The organism is Gilvimarinus gilvus, from assembly GCF_030518155.1.
Classification (GTDB): Bacteria; Pseudomonadota; Gammaproteobacteria; order Pseudomonadales; family Cellvibrionaceae; genus Gilvimarinus; species Gilvimarinus gilvus.
In genome coordinates this window covers 1-369 of sequence record NZ_JAULRU010000171.1, presented here as the reverse complement: position 1 = coordinate 369, position 369 = coordinate 1, and the positions used below count along the sequence as shown (strand labels likewise).

General features: G+C 61.8%; 1 protein-coding gene. It reads left to right on the top strand.

Features of this window, described 5'->3' with window-relative positions; translation table 11 throughout:
- Positions 1–40: 40 nt before the first annotated feature.
- Positions 41–369, top strand: a 329-nt coding sequence (locus QWI17_RS01305) for a glutathione S-transferase N-terminal domain-containing protein (RefSeq protein WP_302720683.1), incomplete at its 3' end; no start/stop codon positions are given.

The following is a 369-nucleotide window of genomic DNA, read 5'->3' as shown; positions in this document are numbered from 1 at the left end:
CATTTAAAGTTGCACAGCATCTCGTGCGAGGAGCCGCTACATGGGCGCAACCAACAGGTTAGCCTGCTATTCCGACCCCGCTGACCATTATTCTCATCGGGTACGCCTGGTGCTGGCCGAGAAGGGTGTCAGCGTGCAGGTCATCGATGTCGATCCGGCGCGCCTGCCGCCCAGGCTGGCCGAGGTCAACCCGTATGGCAGTGTGCCGACCCTGGTCGACCGTGACCTGGCGTTGTATGAATCGACCGTGGTGATGGAATACCTCGAGGAGCGTTACCCGCACCCGCCGCTGATGCCGGTATACCCGGTTGCGCGCGGCAACAGCCGGTTGCTGATACACCGCATTCAGCGCGACTGGTGTGCTCTTGC